Source organism: Chitinophaga barathri (assembly GCF_003807585.1).
Taxonomy (GTDB): Bacteria; Bacteroidota; Bacteroidia; order Chitinophagales; family Chitinophagaceae; genus Chitinophaga; species Chitinophaga barathri.
Window position 1 is genome coordinate 78,435 of the sequence record NZ_RMBX01000001.1, and the last position, 13,995, is coordinate 92,429.

Here is a 13,995-nt window from a genome sequence, read left to right on the forward strand (position 1 = left end):
GGTATATTAGGTATATCCGCAAGCAACAACCCCAATGGCCGAAAATTTCAAAATATATCTCCTGGACATATTGTCCGTGCTGCTGCCCGGCGGCCTGCTGGTAGCCCTGCTCGCCCGTTTTGAAGGCCTTGCGGGGAAATACGCCAGCCTGTTCCTTACAGACAGCGACAACTGGATGGCCATTGTGGTATACATCGGCATCGCCTATATGCTGGGGCATTTTATCTTTTTCCTCGGCTCTTACCTGGATGATATTTTGTTTGAGCCATACCAGAAAGTGTTCTGGAAAGACCCGTTGCTGAAGGCGATTGTCATCAACTTCAAAGAAGAAAAAACCGGCATTGCGGACCGCGCCGCGCTGAACGCGTTTAAATGGAGCTGCGCCTGGCTGCTGAAACATGAACCGGCGATGTATTCCGTGGTGGAGCGGCATATTGCGGAATCAAAGTTCTTCAGAAGCCTGGTGGTAGTACTGCTGGCCGGGGTGATCATATCCTGCATTAAAAATGAATGGTGGATGGCCGTGACGGCGTTTGTCCTCGTTTTCTTTTCCATCATACGGTATCTCACACAAAGAAGCAAAGCTATAGAAACGGCTTACCAGTATGTGATCACCGCCTCAGGCATCCGGTTTCAGCCCGCGGAGTCCGCCATGATGTACAGCCGCCTGATGGAACAACGCGTTTGGGTGCGTGAAACCGGGAAGAGCGGAGCGGGTGACTTTTTCAGGAAAGTGCGCGTACTGTTGATGCTGATCTTTAACAAAACAGCTGCTGCTTCCGGCAGTGCAAAGTCGGGGGAGCTCCGCTGGTTCTTTACACAACCGGATGAAACGATCGAAACGTTTTTCCAGTCACATGGCAAATCCCTTTCCGCCGCCGCTTCCCGTACAGACCAGTATCTATCCATTCCCGGCAGGGACGATATGAGCATCAAGATCCGCGAAGGGAAAATGGAGATCAAAAAACGGACGGGCATCCCCGTGCCTGTACACCCCGGCGCTCATGCCAGCGGCTTCCTGGAAGACTGGGAGAAGTACATGTTCAGGCTGCAGGACGACAAGATACCCGTAAACGGCAGCGGATACTGGCTGGCTGTAAAAAAGGACCGCATCGGGCTTAAATTCAGCCCAAACGGGCAGGGAGAATGGGCCGTGCTCGACATCAAAGAAAAAACAACCACAGGCTGCCAGGCGGAATACACCCGGCTCATCATCAACGGCAGGGAAAGTTATACGTTTGCGCTGGAGTGGTTTGGCATGAAAGGGAAACAGCCTATGCCGCCTGCACTGAATATGCTTTTTCAAAATTTATTCCTGGACATTCAACATTCATGCGGATACAATGCTTACCTGAACAAAGTGGCTATGCCAGGTAATCCCCTACCGGAAAACAGTTGATACCCTCTACATACCTGAAAGAATCCGTTGTATAGATATCGTCGACCCCTTCAATGGAATTGCCTTTGCTGAAAATGCCATGGCTCACTATGAGGTTTACTTTCACGTCTGTTTCTTTCATACATTCCACTACATTTTTAATGCCGGGGGATTGCACGGGATAATGCATCTACCTCAACACGCCAGGAGATGCAATAATAGTTTTGACATATACAAATTTTAATTTCTTCGATTATTTAATTTGCTTCATTGAAAATTTATCAATAGCTTTATTTGCCTGTTGACCGTCCATTGAATTAACCTAAACCCAGCATCCAATGCTTAAGGATCCACCCCCCTTACCCCCGTCTGCCTGGAACAGCCTGTTTACCCAGCTATCGGCGCAAGGCAGCACATTCAACACACCTTTATCGGCCAGTGACTGGTATTTTGCCTTCCTGTCTTCCGTGGACCAGGATGAAAAAAACGGTCTTTATTACGTCATGTTCGAAGTTGTGCCCAAAGAGTGGGTGGACAACGTGATCATGAGTGGAGACGCCGACATCAGCACGCTTGCGCCCGTTTCGCCTGCCAGTTGCTACTGGATAAACGGCGTGACGGAAAACGTCATCCTGAATGCGCTCGGCCTCAAATCCCCTGATGAACTGGCTGTAGGTTCCTGGTATGTCATGCAGCTGAAAAAAGGCACCTCCGGCATCAGCGGCGACCTGTACGACCCGGACCTGGATATGGAATTTGATACCTGAGCCCGTACATAAAGTGAGCGTGATGGCTTATTACGGGTATATGAAACCCGAACTTCTTCCTGGAAACAAGACTGATCAATGAACCCCCGGGCGGCTGAATGCCTGGCTGTAAGACTGATCCTGACAACTCAGAACGGATAAAAATTAATACTGAAAACCCGCGCCTCTCTTATCTGACCCGTTTACAAGCACTTTCGACAATTGTTAATCTACCCGGCTATGAACACCAATCCCAGGTTATACCACGGACAGTATTCAATGTCCAACGTACAGCTGATTTCTTTGCCCACAATTGGCAATCCTGACAACCCCGCGACCGAGGCCGTGAAACCACCTACAGGCAAATGGGACGGGCGATTGCGCCGGCGTTACAATCCATATGGAAGACCCGCGCCAGTGGTGGCGCCAGGGCCGGTTGCGCCCCCGGTACTGCCACCCATCAGCAGCATAGGTATCATGGACGTTGGCATAGCGAACTGCAATATGCTGATTGATCAGAACAACGAACCGATCCTGTATTACGACCTGGGTTACCCGCTCTGGTTTTATCTTTCCACGCTGCCCAACACCATGCGCGCCGGCAATGCCGCTTACCTCGGCCCTATCGCGCAGAACCAGGCCGGCACGCTGGAAGTCGTGCTTTCGCATTGGGACTGGGACCATTGGCGCCTGGGGCGTGTGGCAGGGCTGAACAACATCCGCTGGACCTATCCGAACCAGAACATCGGGCCGTCCGGCACCAATTTTATCAATTCCCTCGCAGTAGCAAACAGGAACAGGTTCGCTGCGCCGTTCCAGGTATTACCCAATTATACGATCTATCAATGCACGGTGCCGCCGGGCACCCCCGCAGCCATGATCCAGAATAATACCGGCCTGGCCCTTTCCGTCTTTATCAACCTGCCTACCGCCGATCTGACCTGGAACGCGGTGCTGCTCACGGCTGATGCGAACGTTATGTATACAGGCGCGGCGGCGGGCATATTGCCGCTTACCGGCATACTGGCTGTGCATCATGGTTCCAATGCCAATGGCGCCACCGCCAATCTTCCGGCACAGGCCGCTAATTATAATAACGCGGGCAGGATATTTTTCTCTTACGGCGTGAATTCCAATAACGGTAATCATCCCTACGGTTTCCCTGTGCCCGCGGCCATTGTAGCCTGGCAGAACGCGGGATGGACGCTGGCGATATCCACCGCGGAAGGCGCCAATATGAATGCAAACCCGCCGAACCTTGCCGGCCGCGGAAACATCCGCGTAGCCGCAAACGTAGCGCTGAACGCATTTTACAACGGCACCGCATTCGTCAATTTCCCGAACCTGATCAATTAATTCACATGCAGCTGATAACTCCCATGACTTCCCTGGCGGAAGTTAAAACCTGGCTGAATGCGCAAACACCCGGCACTACGGTGAACGTCTCGAACGATATGTTCCGCGCCGCGCTGGTCAATAAACTGTTCGGGTTCCTGCCTGAAACCGTCATTGCGGTAAACAACGCAACCATTGATGTACAGACCGCCACCGCCACACTTTCCGGCACCGGCACCATCATCGGCCAGGCGAACACAGCGATCACTTTTGTGTTTACTCAACCCGCCACTGCCCTGCTGGCCGGCCTCCGGCTGGACCTGGACGCATCGGTGCAGTGGACCCTCATCCAAAGCTTTTCGCTGGCATTCACGAACCTCAAAGCCACCTTCACACCGGATGAATCTTTGCAGGTCATCGCCATGTCTTTCACCAGCGACATCCAATCGGGCAGCAATACCAACATCAACATACCCGTGAACATCAGCGTGGCTTCCTTTGAAGGTGACTGGACCTTATCCGGCAGCTTCACCAGCATCGGCAACCTTACGGCTGAACTGATAGATGACATTGCCGGGAACACAGCCATCACCAGCATTCTGCCTTCAGAACTGGCGATCATCAGCAACTTCAGGCTGAATGGTTTCCAGATGGCATTTAACCCCGTAGCGCAATCCTGCTCCTTTATACGCGTGGTGATAGAGTATGCGGCGGACTGGAAATTCTTCAACGACAAATTCATCGTAGACGGCATCTTCCTTGATTTCGAGATCACCGAGCCGCTGTCCGTCAATAAATCCTTTCACGCGCTGCTGTATGCGAACATGACATTGGGCGGCACGAAATTCCAGGTGGGCGGCCAGTTCCCGGACAAGTCCGTGTATGCGAACCTGTTGCCCGACAGCTCACTGAACGTGAACAGCGTATTCCAGTTCTTTCATATACCGCTCCCTGAAAACTTCCCGCAGGTGGACATCAGCCTGCTCGGGTTTGTTTTTTATACGTCCAGCAATGCATTCAACTTTAAGCTGGGCATCACCAAACCCATCCCCATTGCGGCAAACGTATCCTTCGACAGTTTTTATTTCGAAATAGGCGCCGCCAACAATCCCAATACCGGCGCGCTGAGCCCCTTCGGCAGTGTGAAGGGCCAGTTCACGATACAAACCACTACCCTGCTCATGTCCGCCGCTTACAATTCGGCTACCGGGCTGGATATCCGCGGGGAAGTGGACAACCTGCCCATCGGTGCCATTCTTGCAGACCTGGCCTCGAAGTTCGGCGTGACGGAGATACCCGCGTTTATCGCGAAAATAATGCTGGACAAACTCGTACTTACCTACAACACGAGCTCCGGCAACTTTACTTTTTATTGCAAGGGCAGCCTGCCCATGGCGGAAAATACACTCACTATCGAAGTGAGCCTTACCGCGATCAAAACCGGCGCTACCTTCAGGAAAGACATTGAAGCGAAAGGCATTGTTACCTACAATGACCAGGTGTTCACCCTCATCTTTGACAGTACCTCCACAGATGTTACCTTCTCCGCTGAATGGGAAGACAAAGGCAAACCGATCGGCTTCGGCGATATCGCGGGGCTGCTGGGGCTGGGCAACGACATCCCAGCTATTCCCGAAGGGCTTGACCTGGGCTTAAAATCACTGAAGTTCACCTACAACTATACCAAAAACGAGTTCGTGATGAACTCCGCGTCGAACCTGTTTGGTAACACGGTATTTGTAGCGACGAAAAATATATTGCAAACCAAGTGGCTGTTTTTCTTCGGCCTGTCCACCGGCGCGAAGATAGACCTGTCCAACCTCCCGGTGATAGACAGCATTCTGCCCGCCAGCGCAACGCTGGCCATAGAAGGCATCCAGGTGGACATTGCTTCGCAGGCGCTGGATAAAGCCGCCGGGGACGCCATCAACAAACTCATCGATGCATATTCACCGCCGGGCATCACTTATCCCAAAGTGCCGGAAGGCGGCATGCAGCAGGCCGTGGATTTTTCCATGGTGCTGAACATCGGCGGCACGAGGATACCGCTGGGACTGGGCGCCGCATCCAACACGCCGCCCCGGGCGCTTGCCACCACACCCGGCGGCACCACGCTCTGGTATAATCTGCAAAAGAGCTTCGGCCCGCTGTACTTCGACAAGATCGGGCTTTCCTACATGGACTCCCACATTTACGTGGTGGCGAATATATCCGCTACCGCGGGCGGTCTCACGATCGCTTTGAATGGCATCGGCATCAGCCTGCCCATCACGGACTTTGCGGTGAAGTTTACCCTGAGCGGCGTCGGCATCACCTATTCCGGCGGCCCGGTAACGATCAGCGGGGCATTACAGGGAACTTTCAAACCGGTGAACCTCACCGGCCTCGTGCTGATAAAAGTACAGGTGCTCACCATCAGCGGCATCGGGGGATATACGACGGTGAACGACAAACCCTCCATGTTTCTGTACGCGGTGATCAACTATCCTATCGGCGGGCCGGCATTTTTCTTTATCACCGGTCTTTCCGCGGGTTTTGGATACAACCGCAGCCTGGTGATACCGGATATCAACGGCGTGGCCACTTTCCCCTTCGTACAGTTCGCCATGGGCACCGGCAACGTGCAGGTGCCGAACCCGCAGGGGAACATAGCGGAGCAGGTGAACAGCGTTTTACAGACACTCATCGATAAAGGCACCGTAGCGCCCGCTGTGGGCACGAACTGGCTCGCGGCGGGCATACGCTTTACTTCCTTCGAGATCATCGATTCTTTCGCCTTATTGAACGTAATTATCGGCACCACCGTGGAGATAGACCTGCTGGGCCTCTCCCGCCTGATCATTCCGCCCGGGGCGGGCATACCCGGCTCACCGGTGCCTATCGTGGCGCGCGCGGAGCTGGCGCTGAAAGCGTCCTACACCTCGGGTACAGGACTGGTGGCTATACAGGGGCAGCTTACCACCAACTCTTACGTACTTTCTCCCAGCTGTCATCTCACCGGCGGCTTCGCATTTTATTTCTGGTTCGCGGGTGATCATGCGGGCGACTTTGTGATCACGCTTGGCGGTTACAACAATGCGTTTACCAAACCGAACTACTACCCCACCGTGCCCAGGCTGGGCATCAACTGGCAGGTGGACAGCAACCTGTCCGTCAAAGGCGGGGAATATTTCGCGCTCACGTCCAACGCGGTGATGGCCGGCGGCTACCTGGAAGCCATGTGGCAAAGCGGCAGCATCAGCGCATGGTTCAGCCTCCAGGCGGATTTCCTGATCATGTGGAAACCCTTCTATTACGACATCAGCGCCAGTGTAGACATTGGCGCGTCGTTCACCATCAAGGTATGGTTCATCCATAAAAAGATCACCATCCACGTAGGCGTAAGCCTTCACATCTGGGGGCCGGACTTTTCAGGCACCGCGAAGATCCACGTGGCCATTATATCCTTTACTATTTCCTTTGGCGCCAAAGGCAGGACCGTGCCGCCCGCGCTTACCTGGGGCCAGTTCACACAGGAAATGCTGCCGCAGGAAAAAGGCGCCGCGCCGCGTGTGTACACCAGCAAAGGCATGGCCACAACTCCCGCGCCGGATGTGTGTAAACTCATGATCAGCAACGGGCTCGTGACCACGCTCAGCGACAAGGACGGCGAGCTGAACTGGATCGTGAACCCCGAGAAGTTCGAGCTGACGGCCACCGCGCTCATCCCTTCCAAAACATGGGCCTTCAGCGGAAACATCACGCTCGGCCCGGCGCAGCCGCCAGAACAGCAGAATACAGACTTCGGGGTACGGCCGGTGAATGTAAAAAGCGCGGACTTTACCTCCGAGCAGACCATTACGATCACCTCCATCGAAACCAGCGTATTCCACGCCACCAAGGTGCTGCAGAATGTATCCAAAGCCATGTGGGACCAGATCAATTTCAATGGCCCGGGCGGCAAACCGGCGATAGGCGATCCTTTGAACGGAACTACTTTAAAAAATGTGCTCACCGGCTTTGTGATATCGCCTTTTGTAAAAACGCCGCACGATACCCTCCCCATCCTGCTGAAATGGCTGCAATACGGCGTGGACCCTGAGAAGCCGCGCTGGGACTGGAGCCGTCCGTATATCGCTACAAAAAGCGACTTCAAAGACGATACGGTGCCCGGCACCATCATGGACAAAACAGCAAAAGCCAACCGCACAGCCTTGCTGAAAGCCGTGAACCGCAACCACCTGAACGTAAAAGAAACCGTGGACGTGGACGGGCTGGCGGAAGCTGCCACCGATTACCTGCTGGCCGATCCTTTAATGCAATTACTCGGAGAAGAAAAAATATAACGCATGATCACAGACAACGAAAAACAGGTCACCTTCATCCAGTTCGACGAACCGCCGCTTCAGGCCGGGGAGTACACCATCACGCTGAAACAAAAGGTGAACCTGCAAGCCGAGCCTTATACCGTCACCCGGAAGTTTGCCGTATCCGGCGAACGTTTTGTACTGGCTGATGAAGACATCAACTCGGTGTTCCCGCCGAACCTGGCCAACGGGGAATTCTCCGGCGCCATGGCCCACGTGGTGTTCAACCGCAGAACACTGCCCTGGGAACGTACCGCGGTGGCCGGTCAGGCGGATACACCCTGGCTGGCGGTGCTGCTGCTGAACAAAGACACTGAGCTGCCCGTGCAGCGGAAAACAGCCAGGGACCTGGTACCGAAAGGAACAGCCATCACCGTGCAGGGCTCCACCCTCACCGGCACCGGCGAAATGCCGGCCGGGTATATCAGTTATCCCGGTTTCCAGACGCTGGAATATGGCGAAACGCCCGATACGCCCTGCAATGTGATAGATATACCGGTAGCCCTGTTCAACCAGATCGCGCCGGCAAAAGAAGACCTGCCTTTCCTCGCACACCTGCGCAAAACAGACACCATTGCAAAAGCCGGCGTGGATGCTTCACTGGAAGACAGCGACTATGCCGTGACATTGTGCAACCGCATCCCGCTGGGCGGTGCGGACAGTTACGCCTATCTCGTATCGCTGGAGAACTTCGGAGCATACCTGCCAGGAACTGATGGCACGAACAACATTCCCGCCGGCACACAATACGTGCGGCTGCTTTGTTACCGAGCATGGAATTTTTTTCTCAACAACATGGACCAGAATTTCCGGGACCTCCTGGAAAACCTGAATAAAGACCAGAACGGGCTTACCACGCTGCAATTCCCTTTCCCCGGCCTAACGCCCACAGTCGAGGAGGTACAGGCCGCCCTCGCCGGCCAGGCGGCCGGCACGCTCAGCTCCGCGCAGGCGGATGTACTGGTAAAAAACGCCATGATGATGGGTTACATCCCCGCGGATCATCACCTGCGGCATGGCGGGCATACCGTATCATTTTACCGCGGGCCGCTGGCCCCATTTGCCGTGAGAGAAACGGTGAAGGTACCCGTATCCACACCGGATGCGCTGAACCGGTACAATCCGCAAACGGGCATGTTCGACGTGTCTTACAGCGCGGCCTGGCAACTGGGGCAGCTGCTGGCCCTGCAGAATAAAAACTACGCAACGGCGCTGTACAACTGGAAACGCCAGGAAACCGCCGCTGAAGTGGTGGCGGAAGAAGAGATCATCCTGCGGGAGAAATACAAAAATATTAAAGCATTCAGCAAGATCTTCAACGCCCGCAAGGCAGCCCTGAGCACTAAAGCGGAAGATGACGAACTGCTGAAAGCAGTTACGGAATGGCTGGGCAAACTCAGCACGCTGAACGGCGTGCCGTTCAACTACCTCCTGCCGGACACCAGTATGCTACCGCCTGAATCCCTCCGGTTTTTCGAACTCAACAACAGCTGGATAGACGCCATGATGGATGGCGCTTTCAGCGTAGGCCGCTCTACCGAAAGAGAGCGGATGCGCGACCAGAAACATATCACATCCATCTTTCCGAAAGCCAGGGCCGCATCCTGCCGGCAACGCGCCAGGCGGCCACATTTGCTCAACGCGGGCAGCGACGCAAAAGTGGTAACCGGTTTCCTGATGCGCTCCATGCTGGTAGGCGGCTGGCCCGGGCTGGAAATAAACGCATACAAAGACCTGGACGCCAAAGAAGAAATACCGCTGATCAGGATGGAACGGCTTTCATCAGAAGTGATGATCGCACTGTTTGACGGCAGACTAAAATGCCTGGCCGTACACGAACCACCGGAAACCCTTCACCAGGGCGTGAACGGAACGGCTGCCACCGGCTTCAATACTTTGCTGCGCGTGATCAAAGGCGACAACCCCGGGCAGCAGATCGGCACCAGCACCGCGCCCATCCCCATGCGGACGGACAATCAGACCATCCAGGTCAAAACTGCCGCAAAGAACATTCTCGATACGCTCAACGCGCCGCCCATCAGCGAAGGCATCACCACTTTCACTTCCGCGGAATTTGCGCTGGAGATGATCAGGAGCGCCGTCAAGGTGGAATTTATCTATGACCCGATAAAATCAACAACATGAGCAACGACCTGACAACAGGCCTGACGGTGCCCGTGGATATCGCTGCGCTGTGCGTAGGCATCAAAGACGAGCAGGACAAACTACACGGCACATCCACCTTTGCCGGCGCCACTACTTTTTTTACGGACCAGACGGGGGACAACCAGGCCTTCCTTGGCTCCAACGTGGCGCTCTCCTTCCAGCAGGCGCCGTGGCAGCAGTTGCAGACCGGCATACATGTGCACTGGGCCTTACCCCAGGCGCTCACACACGGGCAACATACAGAAGAAGGCGATCTTGAGTTCTCCGCGGCGCCCAACCGCTGGCTGGTGAGCCGCATTATCACAGACGGCGCCACGCTTACGCGCACGAGTTGGGTAGTGGAAAGCGATTTCCTCTACGAGAAGCTGCCCGCCAGGCAGCTGGCCATCACGCTGCCGGTGATCACCGCTACCGAAGCGGAACAGAACTACCGTTACTCCGGCCGGAATGTGCCATTTGACGCACAATGGAAAGAACCGGATAATGCACCGGACTTCGTAGGGCTGACCGGCGGCGAACTGACCGCCGTATCCAACGGTGAGCCTTCGTTCGCGGCGTATTACCCGGACAGCAACAGCGTATTCGGGTTTTACGACAATATGAGCGGCGTGAAGGTGCCGGACGGCGGCACGGTGAATATCATGTACCAGGTGACAGGCTGGTACACCAACCCCGTCAACGATCCTTTGAACGGCGGCAAAACCGCCGCACAGATACAGGAACTGTACGACTGGACCTTCACCAGCGACGTGGCTGATCAGCAGGCCCACTGGTCATTGTACAGCGGTCTTATACAAAACATAACATGGAGCCCGGATAAAGATTACATCGTGGGCCAGGCCCTGCAGGAGCCGATAAAAGCCGTGGTGACCGTGGGTAATACGCCGCCGCAGACCTTTTCGGCTTATTTTAAAGATCAGTATTACAAGGACCAGCCTTTCTTCGAACAATTATTCGATGCCTTCCAGATGGGCCTGCTGGAGGACTTCCGGCAACCGACGCCGGACCAGATGGCATTGCTGGAAGAGGCGCTGCACCAGGATGAATTTGCCAACCAGCAAAGCGGCATCATTTACCTGATCGTTGTCAAAAATGACCGGAACGAAGAAATCCCTGTTGAAAACCTGCCGGTGGCACTGGGCGACGCGCTCAACCTGTTGAATTTCTACCGGCAGCAGCTGGATGAATACCGCTTTTTTGTGAGCAGCTTCCAATGGGAATTATTCTCCGACTGGTACCGCCTGATGAAAACAACGGATACCGATACACGTAATACCCTGTACAGACAGCTGAGGCAGATGGTGACGACGGAATGGAAAACCATCCAGCAGCAGTATGAAACATACGAGGCGCTGGAAGCCAACCAAAAAACTTCCGTAACCACCCAGATCAATGCGCTGGATGCGGCTTATCTTTTAAAGACAACCGAAGCGCCGCGATACTGGCAGCCTTCGGAACCCGTAGTGCTTATTACCACAGAGCACCAGCCACGGCAAAGCGTACGGTATGGCAATGTGATCTATTCCGCGGAGAACGGTTATCTGCAATGCCGTTTGTCCAACCAATTACTTTCAGCCATAAAGGTGAACAAAACAGACATCCCCGCATCCGGCTTTTCTTCCATCAGTTTTCCCACTCCCAATCACCTGCCCCAGCCGGATACGATCAACAACCTCCTGCTGGAATCCGTATTGCTCAATACAAGTGTAGTGGCGAACCTCTCCGGCCTGCCGGAACCTCAACTGCAAGCCGCTCTCAAAACGGCCCTGGAAGGCGGCGCACAAACAGATTATACTTTTACCGGCCTGCCACCCGCCGAAGTAGCTGTACACTGGTGGAACGGTAATAACTGGAGCCCGGTGTTCCTGGAATGGTCCGCCTTTTTTTATCCCCTGCACACCACGGAACAAGACGGCAAACTCCAGGACTACAAGCCCGGCTTCTTCACCGATCATTATACCATAGGCACTTCAGAGGGAGGGCTGGTGAGTTATACCGGTACACTGGACCCCGCAACCATCGATTTTGATGTGGCCCCGAAATATGTGGGCGGCGCCATCATGGGCACCAGTGCGGCGCAAAGCCTGGTGAAACAACTCGGCGAATACCTCGCGGACCATACGGATGAAGAACTGCAAAAGATACTCGACGCGCTCGGGCAGAACCTTTTCTTCTCGCAATCGCTGAACGGATTTACCAGCCAGCTCACCATGCAGGAGCAACAGGTACAGCTGAACATCAAAGCGGCCGAAACTAATCCTTATGTAGTTCTCACCGCCGCCGTGGCGGACATTGCGGGGGATTTTGAAAAGGTATCGCCGCTGCCCAACGGGCACTACAACCCCGTGCGCGCGGGTTTTATGAAACTGAAATTCAAGGCCATTGACGTATACGGCCAGAAGCGGGAAGTGAAGATAGAAGAGCTGCGTACCGCGGCTTCCATGAGCACCTGGTTCGACAAAAAACCGGTGAAAGATATCGTGTATATGCCCGCAAGGCTGGCGCAGCCCTCCCGGCTGCTGTTCCGCTGGCTGGCTTCGCTGGGCTCGGACTTCATACAGGAAATGGACGCATTGCCTTCCGTAACGCCTGTGATCGGCTGGCTCATGCCCAATCACCTGGACGGCAGCCTCTTTTTTTACGACCAGGAAGGCAGGCCGCTCGGCAATCTCGGGCTGAATGGCAACAATACCGCCATCGTATGGCAATCCGCTCCCGGAAACGATGCCACCATCGACGAGGACGTAACACAGGTGTTTAACCTCCAACCCGCCCCCTACAAGGACATGGCGATAGCGCTCAGCACCGCCTCCGTGGATTTCTTTACAGGTTTTTACAAAGCGATCGACGAGATGCACAACTTCATCAACCCGCAAAGTTATGCCCAGAACACAGACCTCGCCGTGCTCATAGGCCGCCCGGTGGCTGTGGCGCAGGTAATGCTGCAACTGGAGCTTTGCGGAGGCCCCGTGTATAACCAGAGCTATATCGCGGTGAACAAACAGGAATTTGAATACGACAATAACTTCACCGGTGTGGACTTCCCCGTCATCCTCGGCGATCTCGAAAAAATAAATGACGGGCTGATCGGGTACTTCAAACAGGAATCATCCGTGTACGATTATGCATCTTTTTTCACGCAGGGTACAGACAATACCAGCGGTACCGGTGTTACGAAGCCAGATGAAAAAACGCTCCGGCTCACCGCCCGCAGGGGCTCCTCTGTTACCGAAAGCAAACGCGTGCTGCTGCTGCTCGATCCACGCGCGGCCGTACATGCCACCATGGGCATCCTTCCCACCAAGGCGATAGACATCCCCGCGTCCATGTACCTGGACACGCTGAGCATCCTTGAAATGACATTCCTGGTAGCCCCTGTATTCCGCGGCGCCAGCGGCTTCCAGCTGCCATTGCCCAAAGAGGAAGGTTACCAATGGTCATGGATAGAAGAAGAAATGATCCCCGGCGGGAATACCTGGGTAACGGACCCTGAAATCGCCACCACCACCGGGCAGGCGGTGGCCGCTTACACCCCGCAGCGGATCACGGAAGGATGGCTGCGGCTGAACCCCATGCTGCTGCAATTCAAACTGCTGAACAACCTGGGCCAGCCTGTTGTCAAGACCTCCTCCACTGTGGACCTGGACCTGCACGTGACCAACAAAAAACCCTCGAAGCTGCAATTTAAACCGGGGCAGCTGATCGGCGAAGAACAGCCCAATACCGGCTCTATGATCTATATCCACTTCGGCGATCTTGTAAGCCAGGCGGACGTGGAGAATGTACAGATCGACGCGCCCGGCTGGTCATTTAAGAACCTGCAAAACCCTTACTACGGGAGTTATTGGGGAGGCACACCCGGCGCAGCCGTGATACTGGAGGCAGGGCAGTCGCTCGCCTTCCACCTGCGAAATGTAAAAACCACCGCACAGGTTGGCCAGGTGCAGGTGTTCTTCGACTACTACAACATCACCGGCATCAATGACGGAACAGACGCATCCATTATCAATACTGAAAAATAATT

7 protein-coding genes are annotated in these 13,995 nt (G+C 54.6%); 6 read left to right on the plus strand and 1 reads right to left on the minus strand.

Features of this window, described 5'->3' with window-relative positions; all coding sequences use genetic code 11:
* Nucleotides 1-34 precede the first annotated feature (34 nt).
* Nucleotides 35-1,399, plus strand: coding sequence for a hypothetical protein (locus EG028_RS00335; RefSeq protein ID WP_120514063.1), 1,365 nt, complete (start codon nt 35-37; stop codon nt 1,397-1,399).
* Here EG028_RS00335 and EG028_RS27575 read toward each other — a convergent pair.
* Nucleotides 1,365-1,520 carry a hypothetical protein gene (locus tag EG028_RS27575; protein ID WP_162946172.1) on the minus strand — a complete coding sequence of 52 codons (156 nt, stop codon included), beginning with the start codon at nt 1,518-1,520 and terminating at the stop codon, nt 1,365-1,367. The genes EG028_RS00335 and EG028_RS27575 overlap by 35 nt on opposite strands.
* A gap of 196 nt (nt 1,521-1,716) precedes the next feature.
* On the opposite strand from EG028_RS27575, the gene EG028_RS00340 reads away from it, so the two are divergent.
* From EG028_RS00340 to EG028_RS00360, 5 genes are all read left to right on the plus strand, one after another.
* Nucleotides 1,717-2,145, plus strand: coding sequence for a hypothetical protein (locus tag EG028_RS00340; RefSeq protein WP_120514065.1), 429 nt, complete (start codon nt 1,717-1,719; stop codon nt 2,143-2,145).
* Between the two features lie 219 nt (nt 2,146-2,364).
* On the plus strand, nt 2,365-3,480 hold the full coding sequence (locus EG028_RS00345) for a hypothetical protein (RefSeq protein WP_120514066.1): 1,116 nt from the start codon (nt 2,365-2,367) through the stop codon (nt 3,478-3,480).
* A gap of 5 nt (nt 3,481-3,485) precedes the next feature.
* Complete coding sequence (locus EG028_RS00350; RefSeq protein ID WP_120514067.1) at nt 3,486-7,784, plus strand: DUF6603 domain-containing protein; 4,299 nt, start codon at nt 3,486-3,488, stop codon at nt 7,782-7,784.
* A 3-nt stretch (nt 7,785-7,787) separates the two neighbouring features.
* Nucleotides 7,788-9,950, plus strand: coding sequence for a hypothetical protein (locus EG028_RS00355; RefSeq protein ID WP_120514068.1), 2,163 nt, complete (start codon nt 7,788-7,790; stop codon nt 9,948-9,950).
* Nucleotides 9,947-13,993 carry a hypothetical protein gene (locus EG028_RS00360; protein WP_120514069.1) on the plus strand — a complete coding sequence of 1,349 codons (4,047 nt, stop codon included), beginning with the start codon at nt 9,947-9,949 and terminating at the stop codon, nt 13,991-13,993. The genes EG028_RS00355 and EG028_RS00360 overlap by 4 nt, the downstream gene beginning before the upstream one ends.
* Nucleotides 13,994-13,995: the final 2 nt, after the last annotated feature.

What these genes read in the sequence shown, in the direction of transcription:
- EG028_RS00335 (WP_120514063.1), top strand. Translation starts at nt 35, where the DNA reads ATGGCCGAAAATTTCAAAATATATCTCCTGGACATATTGTCCGTGCTG.
- EG028_RS27575 (WP_162946172.1), bottom strand. Translation starts at nt 1,520, where the DNA reads ATGAAAGAAACAGACGTGAAAGTAAACCTCATAGTGAGCCATGGCATT.
- EG028_RS00340 (WP_120514065.1), top strand. Translation starts at nt 1,717, where the DNA reads ATGCTTAAGGATCCACCCCCCTTACCCCCGTCTGCCTGGAACAGCCTG.
- EG028_RS00345 (WP_120514066.1), top strand. Translation starts at nt 2,365, where the DNA reads ATGAACACCAATCCCAGGTTATACCACGGACAGTATTCAATGTCCAAC.
- EG028_RS00350 (WP_120514067.1), top strand. Translation starts at nt 3,486, where the DNA reads ATGCAGCTGATAACTCCCATGACTTCCCTGGCGGAAGTTAAAACCTGG.
- EG028_RS00355 (WP_120514068.1), top strand. Translation starts at nt 7,788, where the DNA reads ATGATCACAGACAACGAAAAACAGGTCACCTTCATCCAGTTCGACGAA.
- EG028_RS00360 (WP_120514069.1), top strand. Translation starts at nt 9,947, where the DNA reads ATGAGCAACGACCTGACAACAGGCCTGACGGTGCCCGTGGATATCGCT.